The organism is Streptomyces sp. DH10, assembly GCF_029813805.1.
GTDB lineage: Bacteria > Actinomycetota > Actinomycetes > Streptomycetales > Streptomycetaceae > Streptomyces > Streptomyces coeruleofuscus.
Window position 1 is genome coordinate 222,750 of record NZ_JARVKU010000011.1, and the last position, 21,937, is coordinate 244,686.

The window sequence follows — 21,937 nt, forward strand, 5'->3', positions numbered from 1 at the left end:
GCACCTGCCGGCACCGCCGGCAATGGGCGCCGGCGTGTGACGCAGGTCAGTCGAAGTAGGACTGGAGCGAGCCGCGGCGCCGGATGTCGAGCGTGGCGCAGTGGAACGAGCCGCCGAACGGCGCGTAGTGCAGCAGGTCGCACGGGATCGGCTCGAAGCCCCATTTCTCCAGGGCCCGCAGCATGCCGGTGTGGTGCCGCTCCGCGATCACCCGCCGTTCGTCGATCATGAGCACGTTCATGCTGAGCCACTTGCCGCACATCGACGTGACCTTGAGCAGGGCCTCGTCGATCGGGTCGGGCTCGGGGGCGACCAGGACGTCCCAGGAGCTCAGGACGCCGGGCAGCCGGTCGACGTCGACGTACTCGGGGTTGACCAGCACCTTTCCGGGCGCGAGCAGCACGAACGTGGTGTCGATGTGCATGGGCGCGCGGCAGCGGCTCTCGATCTCGTGGATGCGGTACTGCGGCCCGAGATGGCGGCGCAGCCAGTCGATGCCCATCCGGTTGGTGACGTTGCTGCGCGTGACGAACAGGTCCCGTCCGGCCCGGACGAAGTCGGCCGCGTCGAAGACGGGCTCGAACTCGGTGAGGATGTACCTCATCGGCTCGCCGTTCTTCGGGATCCGGAAGTCCGGATCGAACAGTTCGTCCGTGAGCTGCGGCTTGGGTGCCGCCGTCCAGCGCGCGCCGCGCCGGAAGTAGTCCTTGAGGAGCGGGCGGTAGGAGTGGGTCTCGAAGTACCGGCACGGCCAGGCCATCGGGGTTTCGATGATCTCGTCGCCGATCACGAGCATGCTGTCCCGCGGGCAGGTGTTGCAGAAGCCCCGTGAGCTCCAGTCCGGGGTGCCGTAACGGCGCCGGTGGTCGACCGCGTCCGGCCGTCTGACCGTGACACCGAGGGACTCCAGCAGGGCGACGAACCCGTCGATCTCCTGCTGGGCCTGCTCGACGAGCATGCGCGGATACCGCAAGCCGGCGGCCAGGCCCTGAAGCCGTCCGGCCCAGGTCGGCACGTTGCAGGTCACGACCGGGTGGTCGGAGGGGATCGTCGCGCCCTCGAGGCGCCCGACGATGATCTCCTCCAGTGGATCCCACTCGGTGTGCGAGTTGACCGGCGAGACGAGGGGCTCCACGGCCTCGTCCGTCGCGGCCGCTGCCCTGGGCCTCCCCATGATGGCCATGCCCACCACCTTCGGATCGCGGATTCGGTGATGCACCGCACTTACCAGGTTACTCAACGTGGCGTGCTGGCGCTGTGCACGTCAACAGTCGCGTTCGCTCGCATCGCCCGCGCGGGTGAGCCGGCCGCCCGCACAACGCTTGTCGGCCCTCGCGGCGTCGCACTACGTTGCCGATGTGGATCTCTTCGCACGTTCCTGGACGGCGTTGCGCGCGGCGATCGCCGACCTGTCCGACGAGGACTTCTCCCGGCCGTCCGGCTGTACCGGCTGGCTGGTGCGGGACCTGGTGTGCCATCTGGTCATCGACGCGCAGGACGTCCTGATCACCCTCGCCACCCCCGCCGACGGGGAACCGACCCGGGACGCGCTGACCTACTGGGAGATCTCCGACACGCCGCCGACCGGAGACGACCCGCTCGACGCGCTGACCGTCCGGCTGGCCGCCGCGTACGAGGAACCGCACCTGCTCAAGTTCCACCTGGACGACGTCGGCTCCGCCGCGGGCCGCGCCGCGGACCTCGCCGACCCCGGCCTCAGGGTCGGCACCCGCGACGAGATCCTCACCGTGGGCGACTACCTCTCCACGTACGTCCTGGAGTGGACGCTGCACCATCTCGACCTGATCGCCCACCTCCCGGACGCCGCGCCGCCGCCCTCTCAGGGCCTCGCCCGGTCCCGGGAGATGCTGGAGCGGATCGTGGGGAGCCCGTTCCCCCCGTCGTTCTCCGACCAGGACGCGCTGCTGGTGGGGACGGGGCGGCGACCGCCGACCGACGCGGAGCGGGCCGGCCTCGGCGCACTGGCCTCCGGGCTCCCGCTCTACCTGGGCTGAGCGGGCAAGCGGCCGCAGCAGGACACAGTGCTCGCACAACCGGGTCCAGGAGCAGTTGAGGCTCCTGGACCCGGCGGGATCGCGCTGACGTGGCTGACTCGGCCGGCCGCGGTGTCAGTGCCGCAGGGCCGGGGATCCGGCCGACGGCGTACGGCGGGTGGCGCTGCGGTAGGTGGAGATGCCCAGGGCGAGGAGCCAGTAGCTGAGGATCGCGCCCATCGAAGCGGTGGTGCCCCAGCCGTTCGCCGCGTAGAAGTTCGCCGGGTCGTTGCCGAAGAACAGGGACGGCACGAAGGCCAGGTTGACACCGGCCAGGACATAGGCGGAGCGGCTGGTCCAGCGCGGCAGCAGGTTCGTCCGGGAGATGCCGAAGCCCACCGCGACCAGGAACAGTGTCAGCAGCACACGGCCGATCGACCCGTAGAGGATGTAGGTGCCGCTGACCGTGATGGTCGGATCGATCGAACGGTCCGCGGCGATGACCGCGCCGGCTTCCAGCCCGCTGGAGACCAGGGTGACCGTCGCGTAGACCAGCCCGGTGGCGAAGGCCATCGAACCCACCCATGCGTAGGCCGGGTCCACCCGCTTGACCAGCTCACGGAAGGCCGTCACGAACACGATCAGGAACGCCAGCGAGAAGATCGCGAGCAGCAGCCTGGTGAGGACGTTCGCGTCCGGCGGCGGGCCGGAGTAGACGAAGTACAGCGGTACTTCGATGATCAGGGCGGCCGCGGCGGCGATGCCGGCCAGGCCCGTCAGGCGCCTGGCGAAGGTCTCGTTCATGGGGTCCCCCGAAGTCCGGTGGCGGGTTCGTCGCCGGCCCGTTGCCGACGACACTCATGCTGCCGCCCCCGGCACGGCCCGTCCCTGGGCCTGGACACCCGATGCGGGGGTGGTCCTACCGACACCCGCCCGCTCACGTACCGGACCGCCCGGCCGGCTCCGCACCACCGTCCCGCCCCGAGTCCGCCGACCGTGCCCCTTGGCGCTCCCTGCGCACCACCGCCCGGCCGGAAAACGCTTGGACTCCGTGGTCGCCATCGCGGGACACTTCCGGACTCGACCCGAATCTCCACACATCCGTTTCGGTGATGGCCCCTGCCCGCACCAGCGTGGCGGACGGCCACAGAACGACACAGGGGTGGGATGGAAACGCCTGGATCGCGCAGGGTTCAGCCGGGCAAGCGCTCGGTACTTCTCGCACTTCGTTACTACGGACGGGAGTTGTCCCGGCTCCGCCGGCTGACGGCACCCGCGATGCTGCTCATGGCGCTGGGCAACATCGGAATCAGCTACATCGCGCCGCTGATCGTCGCCAAGCTCGTCGGCGACATCGCCGACGACAAGGACGTCACGGTCGACTCGACACTGCCGTACGTCCTCGGCTTCGCCGGGGTCCTGCTGCTGTCGGAGGCACTGTGGCGCGTCGCCCTGCACTGCCTCAACCGCCTCGACGCCCTCGGCATCGAGCATCTGTACGTGATCGGGATGGACGAGCTGTTCGCCAAGGACGCCTCGTTCTTCCACGACAACTTCGCGGGTTCGCTGACCAAGCGCGTCCTGAGCTTCGCCTCGCGTTTCGAGCAGTTCGTGGACACGCTGACGTTCCAGATCGTGGGCAGCTTCGTACCGCTGGTCTTCGGGGCGGTGGTGCTGTGGCGCTACGAACCCCTGCTCGTGGTCGCACTGCTGGTGATGATCGCGCTGACCGGGGTGCTGGTGGTGCCTCTCATCCGGCGCCGCCAGGCGCTGGTTGACCAGCGTGAGGAGGCGATCGCCCGGGTCTCGGGCCACGTCGCTGACAGTCTGATGAACATGGACACGGTGCGGGCGTTCGCCGCGGAGGAGCGCGAGGCCGCCGAGCACCGCTCCCGGGTCGCCGCCTCGCGCCGGCTCACGCTGCGGTCGTGGGACTACGGCAACCTCCGCATCGACACGCTGGTCGCGCCGCTGTTCGTGCTGACCAACGCGGTGGGCCTGCTGCTCGCGGTCACGCTCGCCGGGGGCGGGCTCGGCGTGGAGGCGATCGTGGTCGCCTTCACCTACTACGGCAACGCGACGCGGATCATGTTCGAGTTCAACCAGTAATCTCGCTCTGACCTGCGGCGATGCACGCTCTATGGGGCAACAAGGTACGGGCCCACGGGGGGCCTGGTCAACCAAATCCGGGGAAGCTGAGACTCGGAAGCTGTCATCGAGTACGATTCGAAAAAAGCAGAACCGGGAAGGCAACCCTAAGTACAGGTTCCGATTGACAGGTTGGTTGACCGGTCAGTAAGTTATGGCCAACGATTTGACTAGACCACTCCCCACAGACCCGAAATGAGGGATCATGCCCGCCCAGAAGATCCTCCCTTCGAGTGACGTCCTCAAGAAGCATCGACAGCAGGACAAGATGACGTATGAGCAGATCGCCGAGAAGTATGGCGTGACCAAGGGGGCCGTCTACCTCGCGCTACAGCAGGCCGGCCTTACAGGCAGGCGCCCCTCTTACAAGCACCTGCTTCCATGGACCGTGGCTCAGGCGCACGCCAACGCTCACCCCGCGCTCATGCTTCGCGTACTCGGCGCCCGCCAGGCGAAGCAGGAGGTCCCCGAGGTGAAGTTGGGGATGCTCGAACGGTGGCTTGAGGAGATCAAGGCTGCCGATGTCGTCGTGTGCTACGACCGCGACATGCCCCCCAATCCTGCCTCGCCGAGCACGGGCGGCTTCTACTACAGCAAGCGACGCAAGGAAGACGGCCCCTTCCCCGAAGATGTGAACGACAGCGAGCAGTCGAAGGCTCTCGTCCGCGCCAGCGAACCTAAGAAGAATCCCCGTGGCGGTACGGGTAGCGCCCGACCGGCCGAGACCGCAAGGTAAGTCACCCGCTCTTTAACCACCCCCGGGCCGCCCTCCGCACAGGGCGGCTTTTTGCGTTCGAAGCTATGTTTGACACCGCCATATGCCCACTGCGAAACTTAGTTTCAGAAGGCAGGGGTGAGCAGCCGTCAAGGCGAAACGCCGCCCCAACCCCCAAAGATTGGAGCGGCATTGAACGCGCTGCCGTGCGAGCAGGCCCCCGAACTCTGGTTCTCTGAAACGCCCCTCGGGGTCGAGTTCGCTAAAGCGGCTTGCCGGGCCGAGTGCTCGCTACTCAACGTGTGCGCCGAGCTTGGCCAGAACGAACCCCACGGCGTGTGGGGCGGAACTTCCCCCAGTGAGCGCCGAGAAGCTGCGCTGGAGCGCCGCGCGGCTGACGAGAACAAGCTGAACGAGCAGATCAGCGCGTTTCTGGCCGACGGGATGAGCGTACGCGCCATGTCCTCGATTCTGGGCATACCGCGCAAGACGCTTGCAGATCGCATCAACCGCCTCGAACTGGTCGCTTAAACAGACCGCCCGCCTTGTTTTTGGCCTACGCAATGGCCGAAACGTGGGTCTTCACGGTTCGAACAGGTAATCTATGCGATGTGTTCACGCCAGCACAGGGGGTGTTGGTGTGCCAGTCAAAGGAACAGCCAGTGACCAGCTTTGCCGTAGAGCCGTTCGAGACGGCGATCGACTTGGAGACCATCCGGAGGATGACGCTCATAGGCGCCGACGTCCTGGTGGACTACCCCCACTTGATCAGCCTCGCCCGCCTCAGATACCGCGAGGGCACCCTGTTTGAGCTGGCCTGGTGCCCCAAGTCGACCGACGTCGACGACTTCAACATGGTCGAACCGTTCCTTCCCCAGCGGGCCCTTCGGCTCGGGGCGCGACGGAGCGACGGACTTGGATGCTCGTGCAACGACGAGATCACTTACTCGTACTGGCTGTTCGAATAGCAAGCCAAGCCACACCACAACACTGAACACGCAAACGCAAAAAGAGGCAGACCACACTGCCTCTTTTTTGCGCCCCGAACCTGTCATTCGAAACGGAGCCATCATGACCGCTGTCCCCTCGAACGCCTTCGCTGACGCTCCCGCCGCGACCATCAAGAGCCTGACGGGCGACGAGATCGCCGTTCGCCCCCAGTACGACCCGAAGACCGGTCGAGTCGTCGTGCAGCTCGCTGCGGCCGGTTTCTCGGTCATGCTCGACAACGGCGCGATCCCGGATCTCACGCGCACGGTCACGACGGCCGCGTACCTCGGCGAGACGCTGAACGTCGCGGCCGGCCAGCCGACCCCCTACGGCAAGAAGCGCCGGTGACGACCCCGGAGAAGCCCCCGCATCGCTCCGTATCGCAGTATCAGACCTTCGTGCGGTGCGGGGAGGCTTACCGCCTTGAGAAGGTCGCGAAGGCCCCGCAGACGCCCGCAGCTTGGTTCCACCAGGGCACCGCGTTTCACGAAGCCGTCGAGCTGTGGGAGAAGAGCAACCGGCGTCACGGCCCCGATCAGATGGCCGAGTGGTTCGAGACTGCATGGCAGCGCGAGCACGCGAAGGCTCTCGAAGTCGAGCCGGATACGTCGAAGTGGCTCACGGGCGGGAAGATCAAGCCCGCTGTCGACATCGAGCGAAGGCACGAGAAGGGGCTTGCGCAGGTAGACGCGTACTTCTGGTACGCGCAAGAGGCCGAGTGGAAGATTTGGGAGCCCGCCGAGGGCATCAAGGCCATTGAACTTCCCTTCGAACTCGACTTGGACGGCGTTCGCGTCATCGGGTACATCGATCAAGTCGTTGAGTACCCGGACGGGCACCTTCGAGTGCGCGACCTCAAGACCGGCACGAAGCTTCCCGACACGGCCTTTCAGCTCGCCATGTACGACCACGCCCTTGACGACATGTTCGGCGTCAAACCGGGCTTCGGGGATTTCTACATGGCGAAGAACAACGCCCCGACCGATCCATGGAATCTCCAGGATTACACGCGCGAGAAGATCACCCGTTGGCTCAAGAACATGGACCAGGCCGTGAAGCTCGGCCTCTTCCTGCCCAACCCTGGTGACGCTTGCCGCACCTGCAATGTCCGTCGCTTCTGCGACTTCAACGGGCAAGACGCCCGACAGTATCCCGCGAAGGAGAATGTGAATGGCTGAGATCAGCGCAACGCTCAAGGCTCACGGTGGGCATGACGCCGCGTGGGTTGTCATCAAGGCCGCGAGCATGGCCGAGTTCACCGACCTTCTGACGAACTACTCGCAGAGCGGCATTTCCGCGCTGGTCGGCGAAGCGGTCACCATGATGCGAGCCGAAGACGCTCTTGCCGCGCTCGGCGCGCGTCCGGTCGAGCACCCCGGGAACTACGACCAGCGGCCGGCCAACGCTGCACCGCAGCAGGGAGGTTACGCCCCGCAGCAGCAGGGCGGCTACGCGGCCCCCGCCGCGCCGCAGGGGACGCCGTACGGACAGCCCCCGACGTGCCCGCACGGTACGAAGAAGTTCCTTGAGCGGCCGTACAAGAACGGCAAGCCCGGCTCGTGGCGAGCGTGGGCTTGCCCTGCCCCGCAGGGTGACCCGAGCGCCTGCAAGCTGGAGTTCATCAAGTAGCAGCGAGCCCGTGTAAACGGGCGCGAAGCTGTCATTCGAAACGGCAGGGGCGCGACTGCCGGATACCAACGCGCTCCCCTTTCCCACTTCCCCGAAGGGTTCACCCATGCCTTCTATCGAGTCCCGTTTCCGGCAGTTCCACCGCGACAACCCGCACGTCCTCACCGAAATGGAGAGGCTCGCGAAGCAGTGGTTCGAGTCGGGCAAGACGTCGCTCGGCGTTCAGCTTCTCTTCGAAGTCATGCGCTGGGACCGATCCATCAAGACGAAGAGCAGCGACGAATTCAAGGTGAACAACGACTTCGCTGCTCACTACGCCCGAATGATGATCGCCCGCAATCCCTCTTGGGCCGGTCGCATTCGCGTGCGTGCCCTGCGCTCTGCCTGATCCTCGAAGGGGGGAAGCTTGTACACGATCGTTCGCGCAAAGGGCGACGCCGGTAAGGCCGGTGAACCCCTGCCTACCCTCTGGAAGACGCTCGCTGCCGCGACCGTCCACTTCCGCCGAGGACAGTTCACGCTCATCGCTGCGGCCCCTGGCGTCGGTAAGAGCGCACTGAGCCTCTGCCTGTCGCTGCACGCTCGCGTGCCGAGCTTCTACTTCTCGGCCGATACCGACCCTCAAACCATGTTCGTTCGCGCTGCCGCGAACGTCTCGGGCTGGTCGACGCGCGATATCGAGAACGCTCTTGAGAACGGCAACACGACCGCCGTAGAAGCGCAGTTGAACGGCTTCGATCATCTGCGATGGGACTTCCAAGCCTCGCTCACGATCGATGATCTCGAAGCCGAGCTGAAAGCCTTTGCGGTCACGTATGGCGCGTGGCCCGAACTCATCGTGGTCGACAACCTCTCGAACGTCGTGCCCGACGTCGACAGCGACAGCAGCTCTTACGTGGGTCTTGAGAAGGTCTGCGAGTACCTGCACGAACTCGCCCGCGAAACCGGCGCGTGCGTCGTGGCGCTGCACCACGTCAAGGGTGAGTCGAACGACGGAGACAAGCCCGTTCCCCTGTCTCAGATCAAGGGGCAGATCGGCCGCGTACCCGAGATGATCCTGACGCTTCACCGCGTCCAAGACGACATCGACCGCGAGTTGTCCACCTCACGCATGGGCGTATCGGTCGTGAAGAACCGTACAGGCAGAGCGGACGCGTCCGGCGCCATGACGCTCTATCTCGAAGCCGACATGGAACGGATGCGGCTCACGGGATGAAGTGTCTTGAGGTTCGCGTGACCGGCCTCCCCGCCCCGCAGGGGAGCAAGCGCCATGTAGGCGGGGGCGTCATGGTCGAGTCGTCGAAGAAGGTCAAGCCGTGGCGATCCGCGGTTGCCTCGGCGACCGAGAAGGTCGCCTTCCCCGAACTGCCCTACGTGCGCGTGTCCGTGTGGTTCTTCATGCCCCGCCCGAAGAGCCACTTCCGCACTGGACGTTTCTCGCACCTGCTCAAGGCCGGCGCTCCCCCGTACCCCGGGAAGTACCCGGACCTAGACAAGCTCTGCCGCAGCACGCTCGACGCGTTGCGCATGGGTGGCGCGTACCGCGATGACGCCCAGGTGGTGAAGCTCAACGCCTTCAAGGTGTACGCGCACCAGGACGAAGAGCCCGGGGCGCTCATCCGAATATCCGACGCTGACACCGAGCTTTGATCCCGCCATAGACGCGAAGCTAATATTCGAAACGCAAAGGGGGACCGATGGAAAAGCCTCCCATTGCGGAAGTGCTGGAGCACTACGGAGCGACAGGCGTTCCCGAAGGCTCGCGGTTCCGCAAGATGAAGTGTCCCTTCCACGAAGACAGGAACGCCTCGGCTTCCGTCTGCACCGAAGAGAACCGCTTTCGCTGCTTCGCGTGCGACATCTCGGGAGACAGCTTCGACGTAATCATGCATGAGGAAGGTTGCCGTGACTTCAATTGTGCCCGAGCCTGCGCTGAGAAGCTTCTTGGAGGAAGCTACGGCACGATACGAAGCGGCTCTTCACGGACCGGCGGGAATCCACGCCGAGGAGTATTTGACGAATCGGGGCCTGTCCGAGGACAGCGTTCGCTCGCTTCGGCTGGGGTACGTAGAAAACCCCTTGCCGGGACATGAGAGCGCACACGGATACATCTCGGTCCCGTACCTCACTCGTGCCGGAATCGTTTCCGTACGCTTCCGCAGGATCGGCGACGGAGAAGGCCCCAAGTATCGCAGTGTTCCCGGCGATCCGCCCCGCATCTACAACGCGAACGCTCTGCTCGAACCGAGCGACTTCATAGCCATCTGCGAAGGTGAGTTCGATACCGCCATTACCCGGCAGGTGGGAATACCGGCCGTGGGCATCGCTGGAGTGAGCGCGTGGAAAGACTACTTCGCCCGCTGCTTCAAGGGTTACAAAGCCGTCTACATCCTCGCGGACGCTGACGACAAGGGGCAAGGAATGGAGTTCGCCGAGAAGGTAGCTCCGCAGATCAACAACGCGCGAATCTCGCCGATGCCCGGCGGGCATGACGTGAACTCGTTCTTCCTCGAAAGCGGCGGCGCCGCCCTGCTCGACCGATTGGAGATCAAGAAGTGACCGACACCCTACTTCTCGACGCGGGGGCGCCCGAGCTTCCCGAAGAGCACTTCTACCGAGTCAAGCCCGACCACCTCGGGCCGGTTGTCGAGATCAGGCGGAAGCGTTACCTCGGCTCGGCCCTGGTGACGGAAGCCTTCGTTCACGCGCATCTCTTCCCTTCCGGGCTTGCGGCCCTGGTCGACGCTTGCCGGAAGGCCGAGGGGAAGTTGCGGGAGATGGAGAGCGACCGCAGGTTGCGCCGCGAAGCCGTTCAGCTTGTCGGCGACTACGCCGGAAAGTCGGGTGACCAGTGACCCCCGAGCAGCTCGCCGACAGCTTCGGGCACTTCCTTCGCGCCTGCCGTCAGCGCGTGCTCGGCGTAGGGGCCGAGCAGTACAGCGAAGGCGAGAAGCAGAAGTTCGAGACCATGCCGCTCCCCGAGCTTGTCGCTTGGGCCCGTGAAGAGGCTCAAGACCTCGGCGTGTACGCGGCCATGGTCGACATCCGATTGCAGCGGCTCGAAGCCGTTGTGAAGCGGCTCCCGCCGCTCTAACACTCACCGCGGATTCAGGAGACACCTTGAAGCGAATCGTCGTCCTCAGCGACATGCAGATTCCCTATCACGACAAGCGCGCCGTGAAGAACGTGCTGACGTTCATCAAGGATTGGAAGCCGGACGGCGTAGCGTCCGTGGGCGACGATCTCGACTTTCCCATGATCTCGCGATGGACTCGCGGGATGGCCGGCGAGTACGCGGGCGACATGCAGAGCCACGTTCAGCAGGGGCGAGCCTTCTACCGTCGCGTGCGCGACGTGCATGACGGACCGATCGACGTCATGCGCTCGAACCACACCGACCGCCCCATGAACTACCTCCGGCAGTACGCACCCGGCTTCATGGGCTACGAAGCGCTCACCTTCCCCGCCATGATGCAGTTCGAGCAGCTCGGCGTGACGTACCACGAAGAGCCGTGGGAGATCGCCCCCGGTTGGCTGCTCGCGCATGGCGACGAGGGCGGGCAGAATCGCACGCCCGGCGGAACGGCGCTCGGTCTCGCGCGACGTTGGGGCTACTCGGTCGTCTGTGGCCACACGCACAAGCTCGGCTTGCAGCACGATCACGACGTGGTCAACGGCCGCATCACGCGGCACCGCTACGGCTTCGAAGTCGGCAACCTCATGAACATGAAGGAAGCCGGTTACCTCAAGGCCGGTAGCGCCAACTGGAACCAAGGCTTCGGCCTTCTCCTGGTCGACGGGCGACGCGTCACCCCGGTACCGGTCGTGATCCACCCGAACGGAACCTTCACGGTCGACGGGACCACCTACGGCGTTTAAACGGTCCGAACCTACCATTCGAAACGAGGAACACACAGCATGGCTATTGACTGGGACCGTTACACCAAGCTCGCCGAGGCTGTCGCCCGTCGCGTCGCCGCCGAATACCCGGGCTTCGACGTCGAGGACATCCGGCAGGAGATCCTTCTTCAGGTGCTCGAACGGAAGGGCACTTACGAAAAGGCCGATTACCCCGAGGGGCAGCTTCGGAAGAACTTCAAGCAGTTCGCCTATGCCTACTGCGGCGCCGAGCGGTATTCGTACATCGCACACTCGGCCGAGTACGTCTACACGATGATCGAGGTTCGGCAGCTTTTCGAGAAGGCTTTCTTCCGCCCCGAGCTGTGGGAAAAGATGCCCACGAAGGATGACGGCGTTTCCGTCACGGCCGGCGGTGTCGTCGTCGCCCTGTGGGACATCAACGAAGCGTTCAACTCCCTCTCGCCCGACTATCAGGAAGTCATCGTTCGGCGATACGAGGTTGAGGAGACTCTGACGGGTGCCGAGAAGGTGAAGCTACAGCGCGCTATCGACAAGGTGACGCGTGCTCTGAACAACGGCGTGATCCGCAAGCAGGAAGCCGCGAAGAAACACGACGGCCCGGGGCGCCGCACGGTCGGCGCTCTCGCCGACTAGCAGCGCTGAAACTAGGTTTGAAACCGCCATAGGCGGGCTGCGAAACTAAGCATGCGAACGAGGAAAGGGCCGGTGAAACGGCCCGGCTCTTTCCTCCCCAATCAAGGGGGAGCATGCGCGGAACGCGCCCGACTTTCGCCATTCTCGACGAAGCCCGAGTGTGCTTCGAGGTTCTCACCACTGACGGGGTTCCGCCGAGAAAGGCGTACGAGTACGCCAACAGAATTCTTCCCGAGGGTTTCGACCTGCGGGATTTTGAAGAGAGCGAGGAAGCGTGAAGCAGACGCCCGGAGAGAAGCGACTGATCGGCGGTCTCGTCGCCGTGACCCTGGTCGCCGCGAGCGTTGTTGCCTGTACGGCGACCGATTCGTGTGCGGCTTCTCGGCCCGGCGGAGGAAGCTCGGGAACGTCGTTCTCGAAGCCTTCCGCCCCTCGGCCGGCGCCCGGCCCCGCCCCGCGACAGCAGGCCCCCAAGAGCCCGAAGGGGGACGCGTCGACCGGCCGAACCTACACGCCCCCGGTCATCGTTCACGCGGATCACGACTGCGGTTGATGCTGCGCATCCTGGTGACCGGCTCGCGTGACTGGTGGGACGTCGACACTATCCGCCGAGCCATTTTCCGCGAGTTGTACGAGATGAAGTGTCCGCACCAGTGGGCAACGCTGATCCACGGCGCTTGCCCCACGGGCGCAGACGCTATCGCCGACGACTACGCGAAGACCTTCGGAATGCGCGTCGAGCGCTTCCCCGCCGATTGGGCCCGCTACGGAAAGAGCGCGGGCTTCATCCGCAATGCCGCCATGGTCGAGCAGCGTCCAGACGTCTGCCTCGCCTTCATCCGCGCCAACTCCCGTGGCGCTTCCATGACTGCCGCTCTCGCCGAGAAGGCGGAAATCCCTACTGTGAGGTACGTAGCGTGAACACTGACCGTTTCTTCCTGAACGGCCCCGCCGTTACCGAGGCTGACCACATCGAGCGTGCGGCGCACTTCGCCGAGAGCAAGGGCCGCTACTCGACGGCTCAGGTTGTCCGCGACATGAAGCGGCAGCGCGACCGGCTCAAGCGGCGCGTGACCGAGCTGGAGGCGAAGCCGAAGGTGCCCGCTGACGTAGTCAGCGCTGCCGCTTCGATCGGCGCCATCTACTCGACGCTCAAGGCCGAGGGCATGCCCGAGAACCGTGCCTTCGAGATGACCGTGAAGCTTGTCGCGCAGGGGGCCGTGAAGTGATCCGAGTCATCGTCGACAACCCGAACGGCTGCTACCCCAAGTTTCCTCGGGTGATCGAAGGCAAGACCGAAGAGAGCGTAGACCGACAGGTGAAGCGCTGCCTGTCCGGCATGAAGGGTCAGTATTCGGCCCCCGCGTTCCGTCAGACCAGCGTGACGCGCGTGGTTGGCACTCAGGACGTGTCGGCGCAGTACATCGCCGAGGGGGCCGAGCAGTGACCGAGACCCCGATGGAGCGGCGTTGCGCCGTGTACCGCGACAAGCTCAAGGGCGAGCCGTTCGCGAGCATCGTCCCGAGCAGGTCGCCCGAGTTGAAGTATCACGGGAGCATCGGGCGCGCGAAGTCTGCGGTCGCCTACACCGAGCGGATCTACGACCAGGAGCAGCGACGCACCTATGACGGGGCCCGAGGGGGCGAGATCTACCGACGCACGGCGGACGGGTGGGAACTCGCCTACCGCGTCGAGAAGGGAACGCTCGTGAGCGAGCTTCCGTGGAAGGTGGCGAAGCAGTGACCGCCAACCCGCAGAAGCCCGAGATTCACACGGTGCCCGACTTCGTTCGAGCCGTGCGGGAAGTGGCCGGCCTAGTGCCCGCGGATTCCCGTGACAGGGTCTTCGACCTGCTCGGCGGGATCATCGGCTTCGCCGAGCGTGAGGCCCTGCGGGGCATCCTGCTCAAGCCGCAGGAGACGCCCGAATGAAGCTCACGGTAGTTGCCGCAGGGAGCGCAGCGCAGTTCCGTCTGTGGTGCAGGCAGAACGGCCGAGACCCTCGGTCGCGGCACGTCATCTACGCTGACGGGCCCGAGCTGCTTCACGGCCTGGTCGACGTCGAGGTAGTGCGCTACGGCTCTTGGGGCGCGCACCCGCGCGCTTTCGAGATCGCGCGGCAGCTCGGAGCGATCGAAGCTCGGCAGCATGCCGAGTAGTGCCCGCTCCCCCTGGTAGTCTCCATACCGGACGGCTTCCCCTTCTCTCGCTGACACGGTTGAAGGATGCCGACCCAGACGGCCCCCGCTTCGGCGGGGGCCGTTCTGCGTTTGCAGGGGCCGACCAGCACGGGCCGACCGGCCCCGCCCCGATGGACTCTGCGTCGCCCACCGAGAGCCACACCCTACCCACCGAGCGCGTGTAAACGGTACCTCGAAGCTAGGTTTGAAACTAGGTTTGACAACGCCGTTTAAACGGCCTACTGTCTTCCCTGTCAGCGAGAAACCGGCCGAACGGCCGGCCAGCAAAGGGGAAGCACAATGGAGAAGATGAAGCCCGCCGAGGCCGCGAAGCTCGCCACGAAGAAGGGCGAACTCATGTGGGGCGGTCGCGGCTCGCGGAAGGCGCCCCTCAAGGCCCCCGTTCGCGTCACGCTCGAATTCCTGCCCCGTGGTGTGGTCATCGTCCGCAACGCCGAGACCGGCGAGCAGGTCGACAAGATTCGTACCGGTACCGAGTTCTTCGCCGCGAAGGCGCCCCGCCGCAAGCCCGCCCCGAAGGTCGAGCCGAAGCCCGAGACTCCCGAGGCCCCGCAGGATGAAGCCTTCTTCGCCCCCGAAGAGGCCGAGGCGTACCTGATTGGCGAGAAGAAGCAGGACCAGGGCGAGGAGAAGCACGCCCCGATCGAGACGCGCGAGCAGTGGCTTCAAGCCGCTATCGAGATCCTCCGCCCCGACTTCGTCTCGGTCGGGCTGCCGATTCCCGCGAAGGTTCAGATCTCGGTCGGCTTCGGCTACGGCGCGAAGGCTGAGAGCAAGAAGATTCTCGGCGAGTGCTGGTCGAAGGCCGCGACCGTCGACCGCGTGAACCACATCTTCATCTCGCCCGAGATCACGGACGTTGTTGAGGTTCTCGCGACCGTCGTGCACGAGCTTGTGCACGCTGCTGACGACAACGTGAACGGCCACAAGGGACGCTTCGCGAAGGTCGCGAAGGCCCTCGGCCTCACGGGGCAGATGACCGCCACCTACGCGGGCCCCGAGCTTGCGAAGAAGCTCCGTGGCATCGCCGAGCAGCTCGGCGCGTACCCGCACTCGGCGCTGTATCCGATGGGTGCGCCGATCTCCCTGCCGAAGCCGAAGCCCGAGGCCCCCGAGGGCGAGACCGAGGGCGAAGGCGAGACCGAGGGCGAGACCGAGACGCCGGTCTCTTCCGGCCCGAAGAAGCAGGGCACGCGCATGCTCAAGGTCGTGTGTTCGGAAGACTGCGAGTGCGGCGGGTACACGGTCCGCACCACTCAGAAGTGGCTCGACATGGGAACGCCCCGCTGTCCCTTCGGCGGAGAGATGGAGATAGCCGCGTAAGGCTCGACAACGGCCCCCGCTTCGGCGGGGGCCTTACTGCGTTTAAACGTTGCCCAACCCTGTTTCGAATGATAGTTTCATCTTGTCAGCGAGAGACGGCCCCGGGAGGGGCCGAACGAAGGGCGAGAGAATGCAGAACGTCACGAACGGCGAAACCCCCGAGTTCCTTTGCGACACCTGCCACGATTACGGAAGCCTGGAAGTCTTCCACCCCAGCACTGACGCCTTCCTGTTCTCCGTGAAGTGCGATTACTGCCCGATGCTCTCGCAGGGTGTCTACGCGAAGCGTCTCGACTGGCGGGGCGTGAAGGGCCTTTGGAAGCCCACTGCCAAGGAAGTTGCAGAACAGCCCCCCTTCTAATCCTCAACCTCAAAGCCCCCGCTTCGGCGGGGGCTTTCTCGTCCCCCCAACCTCACATTGAATGCCGGGACTTCGAGTGATAGATTCCCTGCCGTCAGCGAGAGCGGCCCCGAGGGGCCGGAAGCAAGGGGAATCACCAATGAGCATGGAGCGCAGCGACAACGCGGCGGCGGGTGTCATCGTCGGAATCGGCGTGATCGGCTTCGCCTTGAGCTATGAAGCTCTCTACACGGCTGCTGTCGCGGCCGGCATGGATTCGACGCTTGCCTACGGCTATCCGCTCATCGTCGAAGGCTTCGTCACGATCGCCACTTGGACGGCCTACCGGCTTCGCGACCGGGGATGGAAGGCCACGGCCTACCCCTGGTTGCTCGCGGTCGCGTTCTTCGGCTACTCCCTGTGGGTCAACGCGACGCCCGACACTCTGCTTGGCCCCGTTGTCCGTGGCGTGCCCTCGGTCGCCCTCGGCTTCGCGGTGCACCTCTTCACTCAGCTTCGGAAGAAGCGCAACGCCGAGCCTGTCGCCCTGGTCGAGCTGCTCGACGATGAGGAGACCGAAGAGCCGCTGTCGGATGAGCCGTGGCCCGCGTGGGAGCCCCCCGCCGAGCAGCCCGCCCTTCCTCTCGCGAGCAGCACCTTCAAGGCCGAGAAGCCGCGACCGGCGAGCGAGCACGCGGCCGTTCGCGCGTGGGCCCGATCGAACGGCTTCGCCGTGAAGGAGACTGGCCGGATGCCGCGAAAGGTCTACGCGGCCTTCGAGAAGGCGCACCCGTAGCCCGCACCCCTCCCCCATCGAGCCCCCTGCTTCGGCAGGGGGCTTCGTCGTGTTGCAAACCTAGCTTGCGCGGTTTCGAAACTTAGCTTAGGTTGGCGCCTGTCAGCGAGAGAAGAAGGTAGGCCCCCGATGCGAGTGCACCGCACCCAGCATGAGCGTGACTTCACTGTCATGCCGAACGCGATCCTGCGGAACAAGAAGCTGAGCCTGACGGCTCGGGGCCTGCTCGGGCACCTGCTGAGCCTGCCGGACGGCGCGAAGATGACCGTAGAGAAGATCTGCGCTGAGGTTGAGGAAGGCCGCGAGCGCGTTCGTAAGGCCATGGCGCAGCTCGAAACGGCGGGCTACGTCCGTCGCGTTCGTCGACAGCTTGAGGGCGGTCTCTGGTCGACCGTTCTGCACGTCTCTGACGTCCCCATGGTCGAGCTTCCTGCCGAGCTTCCGAATGACAGGTTCCCGACGGTCGGTGAGCCGAAGACTCGGGCCGTCGGCGCCTCCCCCGTAGGGGGAAAGACTCTTGAGAAAGAACTTCCCCCTACCCCCGTCGCCGAGAAGGCCGCGAAGCGGTCGAGCGAGCAGCAGGGAGGGGAGGGAGATTCCTCGCAGCAGGAGAAGAGGCAGAGCGAGCAGCTCGACCGCGCGCTGTCGCTGCTGCGGCGCCTTGGACTCTCCGAAGCTCGGCTTGAGGTGAGCGCGGCTCACGCGATGGAGATAGCCCCCCTGGTCGTCGAGTGGTTCTCTCGGGGCCTCACGGATCTCGAAGTGCGCAACGCGCTTGCTGCTGGCCTGCCCGAGCAGGTGAAGTCTCCCCGTGCGCTTCTGCGTCACCGCCTGGTCGCCATGCTCCCCGAGCAGCGCTACGCGGCCCCTGGTGCCCCTTCTGCGGCCCCTGCCGCGCTCCGTAGGGCCGAGTGCGTCGAGTGCGGCCGTTGGCTCCCCAAGGGGGCCCCTGCGGGCTTCTGCCGCGACTGCAAGCACCTTGAGCCCGTCGCCCCCGCCACCGTTGCGCCTACTGCTGCGATTGACCCTCGGGCCGGTCGCGAGAAGGTGCGCGCTGCTCTCGCGGGTGCCTCTTCCTGAGATTCGAAACTGCTATTGACGCTGCGTTTCGAAACCTAGTAACGTCTCCCTTGTCAGCGAGAGAGGCAAGCAAGGGAAGCGCAGTGGCAAAGCCGAAGAAGCAGAAGACCGACCCGCAGAACCTCGCAGCAGCGATCGGCGAGCAGGGATACCGGGTTGAGAAGCGCACTCACGGGTGGCTCTGCTTCCCCGAGGACAAGACGCAACCGGCCGAGTGGATCAGCCGGAACGTTGGGGGCCGAGGACAGAAGAACAACGAAGCCGTAGCGAAGCGCTTCGGAGTCGACATCTAACATCCAACGCGGGGCCGGGAGACCGGCCCCGCAACCGTCCAAGGAAGGGCGTTTAAACGGTGCAGTTTCAGGCTGTCGTGCGAGTGAGGCACGAAGGCGTGAACCTCTCGGCGGACGAATGCCGGCAGGCTCTCGATGCGATCACGGGGCGGCTTGTCGCCTTCGGCGCGACGGGGCAATTCTGGCTCGGCCGAAGCGAGTTCACGCTGAGCATCACGGGAGTCGACCGACCGGCCCGAGCGGCGGGCATCGCCGAGGGGGAGGTTCGAGCCGCCTTCGTCGCCGCGTGGTTCGGTAGCCGCGTCTGGCACATCGTGCGAGTCGACGTGTGGGAGCGCGGCGAATGGCTCGCCGAGCAGGGTCTCAGCGAAGACCAGGACGAAGCCGAGTAGGCGAGCAGCGAGCGAGCAGGGGCCGGGAGACCGGCCCCTTTTTGCTGCCCCGAAGCTGACATTCGGCATTGCGTTTAAACGACTTCGAATGATAGCTTTCTCTTGTCAGCGAGAGAGCGGCCCCGAGGGGCCGAACGAAGGGAAGCAACATGAGCGTCACTCTCAGCAAGCGCACTCACGGGTGGCTCTGCTTCGTCGAAGAGAACCTGATTGCCTGCCGCTTCTGCGGAACGGCCCTCTACCCGGGGCAGGACCCCGCCACCGACGCGTGCACCCCGAACCACGATGCCGCGTGCGTCTGCGACGGATGCAACCCGCCCCGCTACGAAGCCGGTCAGATGGTCGAGATCCTGACGGACGGAGAGACCGACTACCGCAGGACGTTCGGCGAGTTCCTCCCTCAAGGCGAAGTCGTCGAGATCCTCCCGAACGGCAGGATCAAGGTTCAGCCCGGAACGGTGGCCTACCCGCTCCGGTCCTACACCCTGAACTTCCTCCCCGGGCAGATCCGGCACCGCGCGCCGCGCGGCTAGACCGGCAGCAAACCGGCCCCCGCTTCGGCGGGGGCCTTACTGCGTTTAAACACGCTTCGAAACATCGGTGTACTATCCACCCTCCGATCAAGTCATGGGGGGAACCATGCGACGAATCACCATCACTGCCGTTGCCCTGCTCGGGCTCTCAGCGCTCACCGCGTGCAGCTCGGACAGCGACAGCGGCGACCAGGCCGAGGCGAAGCCGAAGGCTTCCGCGACAGCCAGCAAGAGCGCAGCAGCGCCGAAGGAGACTGCCTCAAAGCCCGCAGGGATCCCTTCGCCCGATGCTGCGCAGACAGCAGCGCTCATCCGCGCTCTCAGCGCCGTGAAGCCCGCCCTCGGGGCGGACGAAGAGAAGGCAGTCAGCAGGGCCCGTAACGTGTGCCTCGATCAGCAGCAGGGCAAGGATGCCGCCACCGTGGCCGCGAACGCGAAGGCACGCTTCGAAGGTGGTGACGCGGGAATGCTGACGGCCGAGCAGGGCAAGCAGATCGCCGAAGCCGTCAAGACTTCCTTCTGTAAGTAGCTCGACAGCAGAAGGCCCCCGCTTCCGCGGGGGCCTTCGTTGCGTTTACACGGCCGGGGGGCCCGTCAGTGCGGGATGCCTTCGATGATGTCTCGCGCCCCCTGGCGAAGCAGCTCGGCGCACACGCGCGAGCCGAGCACGGCCGGATCGTTCAGCGACTCGCCCCACATCTGTGCGTGCACGAACTTGGAGCCGTCGCGCGAGAACACCATGCCCCTGAGCGAGAGCTGTCCGTCAGGCTCCGTGATGCAGTGCCCGGCAATCGGCGAGTTGCAGTGCCCGCGCAAGCCGTGCAGCATCACGCGCTCGGCCGTGATCTCGGTCATGGTCCTTTCATGGTTGAGCTGCTGGAGGAGGTAGGCAACCGCGTCATCATCCTTGCGGCATTCGAGACCGAGGGCCCCGGCGCCGACCGCCGGAAGGATCTCCCCCACGCTGAACACCTGTCGGCCGCGCTCCGAGATGCCGAGGCGTTCGAGACCGGCACGCGCAAGGATCATCGCGTCAAGCTGCGTGTCGATCTTGCGCTTACCGTCGAGCTTCTCCACTCGGGTGCCAACGGCCCCTCGAACGCGTACGACGTTCAGGTCGGGGCGAACGCGGTTGACCTGCGCTTTGCGGCGCACGGCCGATGTCGCCACGGTCGCGCCGGCCGGAAGGTCGTCGAGCGTCTGGCGGTCGGATCCCTCCGGGAAGAGCAGGACGTCACGGACGTCATCCCGCTGGAGGTACGCGGCGAAGATCAGCCCGCGCGGCATAGGTACGTCGCCCGGCACGTCCTTGATGCAGTGGACAGCACAGTCAACCTGCCCGCGCTGCAACATCGTGTCGATTTCCTTGACGTACAGCCCCTTACCCCCGAGCTGCGCAAGGTCCCCTTGCCACTTGTCCGCTTCGGTGGTGACCGGCACAACCTCGATGTCAAGGTCAGGCTCGACCTTGCGGAGCAGGTCGGATACTTGCTCAACCTGAGCAAGAGCCATGGGCGAGCTGCGGGTGCCGATACGCAGCTTGCGGGCGGGGAAGTCGGTCATGGTGTCCCTTCTCGTCGTGTCTCACGGTAGACCGCTCCCATAGGTGTCTGGAGCGGGCCCACGATTCGGGCGACGATCGCAGGGTGGAGGAGAGACCGGGCTTCCTCGCGGGTAGCCCAACGCCAGCTGTCGAGCTCTTCACTCTGGAGAGTGATACGGCTGGTGTCTTCCTCGGTGAGGACAGGGCCAGCGAACACGAAGGCGAGACGGTTCCGCCGTCCGGGCCGACTGGCTTCTATCCATTCCGCTGCGAAGAAGTCGAAGTCCCGAATGTCAAGGTCAAGGCCGATTTCCTCGCGCGTCTCGCGACGCGCGGCGTCAAGAGGGGACTCCTGCTCTTCGACCAGGCCCCCCGGGAGATGCCACGCCTTCCCCCCGCGTGCGGGGTGCACGATGAGTAGGCGGTCATGCTGGTCAGTGATCAACACGGTGGCAGTCACGGGGTGCCCCGGCGCCCTCTGCATCGCAACCTCTTCCGTTGAAGTGGGCAGTGCCCCCGCCCGGACTCGAACCGGGCTCTTCCGCAGGGGCTTGATGCCCGGTCGCCCCCGGAGGAAAGGGGGGAGGGACGACCGGGCGCGAACCCGCCCTACCGAGGTCTCTTAGCCGTGGGGGAACACGGAATGGACTCGCCCGGTAGGGCGGGGGTCAACGGTGGCCAGTGACGACAAGGGTGATCACCCAGGCGCAGAGCGCCCACACGAACACCACGAAGCCGGTCCAGCCATAGCGCGCGACAGCGCGCAACGGGCGTTGCAGGGACCGTTTAAACCCGCTCACAGAAACAGTCCCCACAGTCCCCCCGCGCACTGGGGACAGCGGACTTTCGTCCGCTGATTGCATGTGAAGCAGCCGTCCAGGCCGCCGCAGTGCGGGCACCAGACTTCGCGGTGCCCGTAGCAGAAGCCGCAGATCGTTGACACCTCTATCAGCCACTCCAGCAGCGACGGCTTGCCCTGATCGAAGCCGCGACGCCCCGCGCGAGGCATGGCCGGCGCGGTCATGCCGCATGCTTACAGTTCCGAATGTTGCGGGCCGCCTCGAAGCGCGCGGACGCGTCGCCGGCTCTTATGGCCAGGTCGAGCTTCCCGGCTTCTTCCTCGCACCGAGGGCAACCCTTCTTCGGCTTCGCCTCATACAGCCAACTGTCGCGGGGCGTGTCACCCCGCGCCGTGACGTAGCTGGGCCGAGTGCTCATCCCGCCGCCCCGAGGGCCGGGAACTGACGCGTGACAACCGGTGCGCGGTGCGGGTGGTTTCTGATCTCCGCATTGGCGTACGCCACGGCTTCCGGAACCCCCGCTTCGCGGGCCACCTCCCGAGACTCCGCCTGAATCGCGCACGCTCCGCACCCCTCGACCGCGACCGGTTCGAGGGGGGTCACTCCAGCAACTTGGTTCGCAGACATGCCCTGGCCTCTCGCTGAC

The 21,937-nt window shown here is 65.6% G+C and carries 33 protein-coding genes and 2 pseudogenes; 31 read left to right on the forward strand and 4 right to left on the reverse strand.

What is annotated here, in order from left to right; translation table 11 throughout:
* Positions 1-46: 46 nt before the first annotated feature.
* Positions 47-1,174 carry an amidinotransferase gene (locus QC385_RS23605; protein ID WP_279543429.1) on the reverse strand — a complete coding sequence of 376 codons (1,128 nt, stop codon included), beginning with the start codon at positions 1,172-1,174 and terminating at the stop codon, positions 47-49.
* Between the two features lie 184 nt (positions 1,175-1,358).
* On the opposite strand from QC385_RS23605, the gene QC385_RS23610 reads away from it, so the two are divergent.
* Positions 1,359-2,015 carry a maleylpyruvate isomerase N-terminal domain-containing protein gene (locus QC385_RS23610; protein ID WP_279543331.1) on the forward strand — a complete coding sequence of 219 codons (657 nt, stop codon included), beginning with the start codon at positions 1,359-1,361 and terminating at the stop codon, positions 2,013-2,015.
* Between the two features lie 114 nt (positions 2,016-2,129).
* Here the strand turns inward: QC385_RS23610 and QC385_RS23615 are convergent, their stop codons facing one another.
* Positions 2,130-2,798 carry a hypothetical protein gene (locus tag QC385_RS23615; RefSeq protein WP_279543332.1) on the reverse strand — a complete coding sequence of 223 codons (669 nt, stop codon included), beginning with the start codon at positions 2,796-2,798 and terminating at the stop codon, positions 2,130-2,132.
* Between the two features lie 363 nt (positions 2,799-3,161).
* Here QC385_RS23615 and QC385_RS23620 point away from each other — a divergent pair.
* From QC385_RS23620 to QC385_RS23760, 30 genes and pseudogenes are all read left to right on the forward strand, one after another.
* Positions 3,162-4,100, forward strand: a pseudogene (locus tag QC385_RS23620) (ABC transporter transmembrane domain-containing protein); the annotation flags it as partial.
* A 247-nt stretch (positions 4,101-4,347) separates the two neighbouring features.
* A complete protein-coding gene (locus QC385_RS23625) occupies positions 4,348-4,878 on the forward strand; it encodes a hypothetical protein (RefSeq protein ID WP_279543333.1) in 531 nt (176 codons plus the stop codon).
* Positions 4,879-5,049: 171 nt separating this feature from the next.
* The gene (locus QC385_RS23630) at positions 5,050-5,388 is read left to right on the forward strand and encodes a WhiB family transcriptional regulator (protein WP_279543334.1); all 339 of its coding nucleotides are present in this window, start codon (positions 5,050-5,052) and stop codon (positions 5,386-5,388) included.
* A 131-nt stretch (positions 5,389-5,519) separates the two neighbouring features.
* Positions 5,520-5,825, forward strand: a complete 306-nt coding sequence (locus QC385_RS23635) for a hypothetical protein (protein ID WP_279543335.1) — start codon at positions 5,520-5,522, stop codon at positions 5,823-5,825.
* A 103-nt stretch (positions 5,826-5,928) separates the two neighbouring features.
* Positions 5,929-6,195: a hypothetical protein gene (locus tag QC385_RS23640; RefSeq protein WP_279543336.1), complete on the forward strand. Its 267-nt coding sequence runs from the start codon at positions 5,929-5,931 to the stop codon at positions 6,193-6,195.
* Positions 6,192-7,025 (forward strand): RecB family exonuclease, encoded by an 834-nt coding sequence (locus QC385_RS23645; RefSeq protein WP_279543337.1) that lies wholly within the window; start codon positions 6,192-6,194, stop codon positions 7,023-7,025. The genes QC385_RS23640 and QC385_RS23645 overlap by 4 nt, the downstream gene beginning before the upstream one ends.
* Positions 7,018-7,476, forward strand: a complete 459-nt coding sequence (locus tag QC385_RS23650) for a hypothetical protein (RefSeq protein ID WP_279543338.1) — start codon at positions 7,018-7,020, stop codon at positions 7,474-7,476. Before QC385_RS23645 ends, QC385_RS23650 begins: the two co-directional genes overlap by 8 nt.
* A gap of 106 nt (positions 7,477-7,582) precedes the next feature.
* Positions 7,583-7,864: a hypothetical protein gene (locus QC385_RS23655; RefSeq protein ID WP_279543339.1), complete on the forward strand. Its 282-nt coding sequence runs from the start codon at positions 7,583-7,585 to the stop codon at positions 7,862-7,864.
* An 18-nt stretch (positions 7,865-7,882) separates the two neighbouring features.
* Complete coding sequence (locus tag QC385_RS23660) at positions 7,883-8,692, forward strand: DnaB-like helicase C-terminal domain-containing protein (RefSeq protein ID WP_279543340.1); 810 nt, start codon at positions 7,883-7,885, stop codon at positions 8,690-8,692.
* 17 nt (positions 8,693-8,709) lie between these two features.
* Entirely contained in the window at positions 8,710-9,126 is a 417-nt protein-coding gene (locus QC385_RS23665; protein ID WP_279543341.1) for a RusA family crossover junction endodeoxyribonuclease, read from the forward strand.
* A 47-nt stretch (positions 9,127-9,173) separates the two neighbouring features.
* Positions 9,174-9,323 (forward strand): annotated as a pseudogene (locus tag QC385_RS44285) (hypothetical protein); the annotation flags it as partial.
* A 58-nt stretch (positions 9,324-9,381) separates the two neighbouring features.
* Positions 9,382-10,035 carry a toprim domain-containing protein gene (locus QC385_RS23670; RefSeq protein WP_279543342.1) on the forward strand — a complete coding sequence of 218 codons (654 nt, stop codon included), beginning with the start codon at positions 9,382-9,384 and terminating at the stop codon, positions 10,033-10,035.
* On the forward strand, positions 10,032-10,331 hold the full coding sequence (locus tag QC385_RS23675; RefSeq protein ID WP_279543343.1) for a hypothetical protein: 300 nt from the start codon (positions 10,032-10,034) through the stop codon (positions 10,329-10,331). Before QC385_RS23670 ends, QC385_RS23675 begins: the two co-directional genes overlap by 4 nt.
* Positions 10,328-10,570 (forward strand): hypothetical protein, encoded by a 243-nt coding sequence (locus tag QC385_RS23680; protein WP_279543344.1) that lies wholly within the window; start codon positions 10,328-10,330, stop codon positions 10,568-10,570. The genes QC385_RS23675 and QC385_RS23680 overlap by 4 nt, the downstream gene beginning before the upstream one ends.
* A gap of 26 nt (positions 10,571-10,596) precedes the next feature.
* Positions 10,597-11,355: a hypothetical protein gene (locus QC385_RS23685; RefSeq protein ID WP_279543345.1), complete on the forward strand. Its 759-nt coding sequence runs from the start codon at positions 10,597-10,599 to the stop codon at positions 11,353-11,355.
* Between the two features lie 39 nt (positions 11,356-11,394).
* Positions 11,395-11,991, forward strand: coding sequence for a hypothetical protein (locus QC385_RS23690; RefSeq protein WP_279543346.1), 597 nt, complete (start codon positions 11,395-11,397; stop codon positions 11,989-11,991).
* Between the two features lie 113 nt (positions 11,992-12,104).
* The gene (locus QC385_RS23695) at positions 12,105-12,269 is read left to right on the forward strand and encodes a hypothetical protein (RefSeq protein ID WP_279543347.1); all 165 of its coding nucleotides are present in this window, start codon (positions 12,105-12,107) and stop codon (positions 12,267-12,269) included.
* Positions 12,270-12,543: 274 nt separating this feature from the next.
* On the forward strand, positions 12,544-12,912 hold the full coding sequence (locus tag QC385_RS23700) for a DUF2493 domain-containing protein (protein ID WP_279543348.1): 369 nt from the start codon (positions 12,544-12,546) through the stop codon (positions 12,910-12,912).
* Positions 12,909-13,220: a hypothetical protein gene (locus QC385_RS23705; protein WP_279543349.1), complete on the forward strand. Its 312-nt coding sequence runs from the start codon at positions 12,909-12,911 to the stop codon at positions 13,218-13,220. Before QC385_RS23700 ends, QC385_RS23705 begins: the two co-directional genes overlap by 4 nt.
* Complete coding sequence (locus QC385_RS23710) at positions 13,217-13,438, forward strand: hypothetical protein (protein WP_279543350.1); 222 nt, start codon at positions 13,217-13,219, stop codon at positions 13,436-13,438. The genes QC385_RS23705 and QC385_RS23710 overlap by 4 nt, the downstream gene beginning before the upstream one ends.
* The gene (locus tag QC385_RS23715; protein ID WP_279543351.1) at positions 13,435-13,734 is read left to right on the forward strand and encodes a hypothetical protein; all 300 of its coding nucleotides are present in this window, start codon (positions 13,435-13,437) and stop codon (positions 13,732-13,734) included. The genes QC385_RS23710 and QC385_RS23715 overlap by 4 nt, the downstream gene beginning before the upstream one ends.
* Positions 13,731-13,922, forward strand: coding sequence for a hypothetical protein (locus QC385_RS23720; RefSeq protein ID WP_279543352.1), 192 nt, complete (start codon positions 13,731-13,733; stop codon positions 13,920-13,922). The genes QC385_RS23715 and QC385_RS23720 overlap by 4 nt, the downstream gene beginning before the upstream one ends.
* A gap of 548 nt (positions 13,923-14,470) precedes the next feature.
* Positions 14,471-15,514, forward strand: coding sequence for a SprT-like domain-containing protein (locus QC385_RS23725; RefSeq protein WP_279543353.1), 1,044 nt, complete (start codon positions 14,471-14,473; stop codon positions 15,512-15,514).
* 130 nt (positions 15,515-15,644) lie between these two features.
* On the forward strand, positions 15,645-15,875 hold the full coding sequence (locus QC385_RS23730) for a hypothetical protein (RefSeq protein ID WP_279543354.1): 231 nt from the start codon (positions 15,645-15,647) through the stop codon (positions 15,873-15,875).
* Between the two features lie 139 nt (positions 15,876-16,014).
* A complete protein-coding gene (locus QC385_RS23735; protein WP_279543355.1) occupies positions 16,015-16,650 on the forward strand; it encodes a DUF2637 domain-containing protein in 636 nt (211 codons plus the stop codon).
* Positions 16,651-16,821: 171 nt separating this feature from the next.
* Positions 16,822-17,730, forward strand: coding sequence for a helix-turn-helix domain-containing protein (locus QC385_RS23740; RefSeq protein ID WP_279543356.1), 909 nt, complete (start codon positions 16,822-16,824; stop codon positions 17,728-17,730).
* An 83-nt stretch (positions 17,731-17,813) separates the two neighbouring features.
* Positions 17,814-18,023: a hypothetical protein gene (locus tag QC385_RS23745; RefSeq protein WP_279543357.1), complete on the forward strand. Its 210-nt coding sequence runs from the start codon at positions 17,814-17,816 to the stop codon at positions 18,021-18,023.
* Positions 18,024-18,121: 98 nt separating this feature from the next.
* Positions 18,122-18,415, forward strand: a complete 294-nt coding sequence (locus tag QC385_RS23750; protein ID WP_279543358.1) for a hypothetical protein — start codon at positions 18,122-18,124, stop codon at positions 18,413-18,415.
* A gap of 149 nt (positions 18,416-18,564) precedes the next feature.
* Positions 18,565-18,948, forward strand: coding sequence for a hypothetical protein (locus QC385_RS23755; RefSeq protein WP_279543359.1), 384 nt, complete (start codon positions 18,565-18,567; stop codon positions 18,946-18,948).
* Positions 18,949-19,054: 106 nt separating this feature from the next.
* Positions 19,055-19,477, forward strand: a complete 423-nt coding sequence (locus QC385_RS23760; RefSeq protein WP_279543360.1) for a hypothetical protein — start codon at positions 19,055-19,057, stop codon at positions 19,475-19,477.
* A 65-nt stretch (positions 19,478-19,542) separates the two neighbouring features.
* Here the strand turns inward: QC385_RS23760 and hemC are convergent, their stop codons facing one another.
* The gene (gene hemC, locus QC385_RS23765; RefSeq protein ID WP_279543361.1) at positions 19,543-20,511 is read right to left on the reverse strand and encodes a hydroxymethylbilane synthase; all 969 of its coding nucleotides are present in this window, start codon (positions 20,509-20,511) and stop codon (positions 19,543-19,545) included.
* Positions 20,508-20,975, reverse strand: a complete 468-nt coding sequence (locus tag QC385_RS44290) for an NUDIX domain-containing protein (protein WP_443032971.1) — start codon at positions 20,973-20,975, stop codon at positions 20,508-20,510. Before QC385_RS44290 ends, hemC begins: the two co-directional genes overlap by 4 nt.
* Between the last annotated feature and the right edge of the window lie 962 nt (positions 20,976-21,937).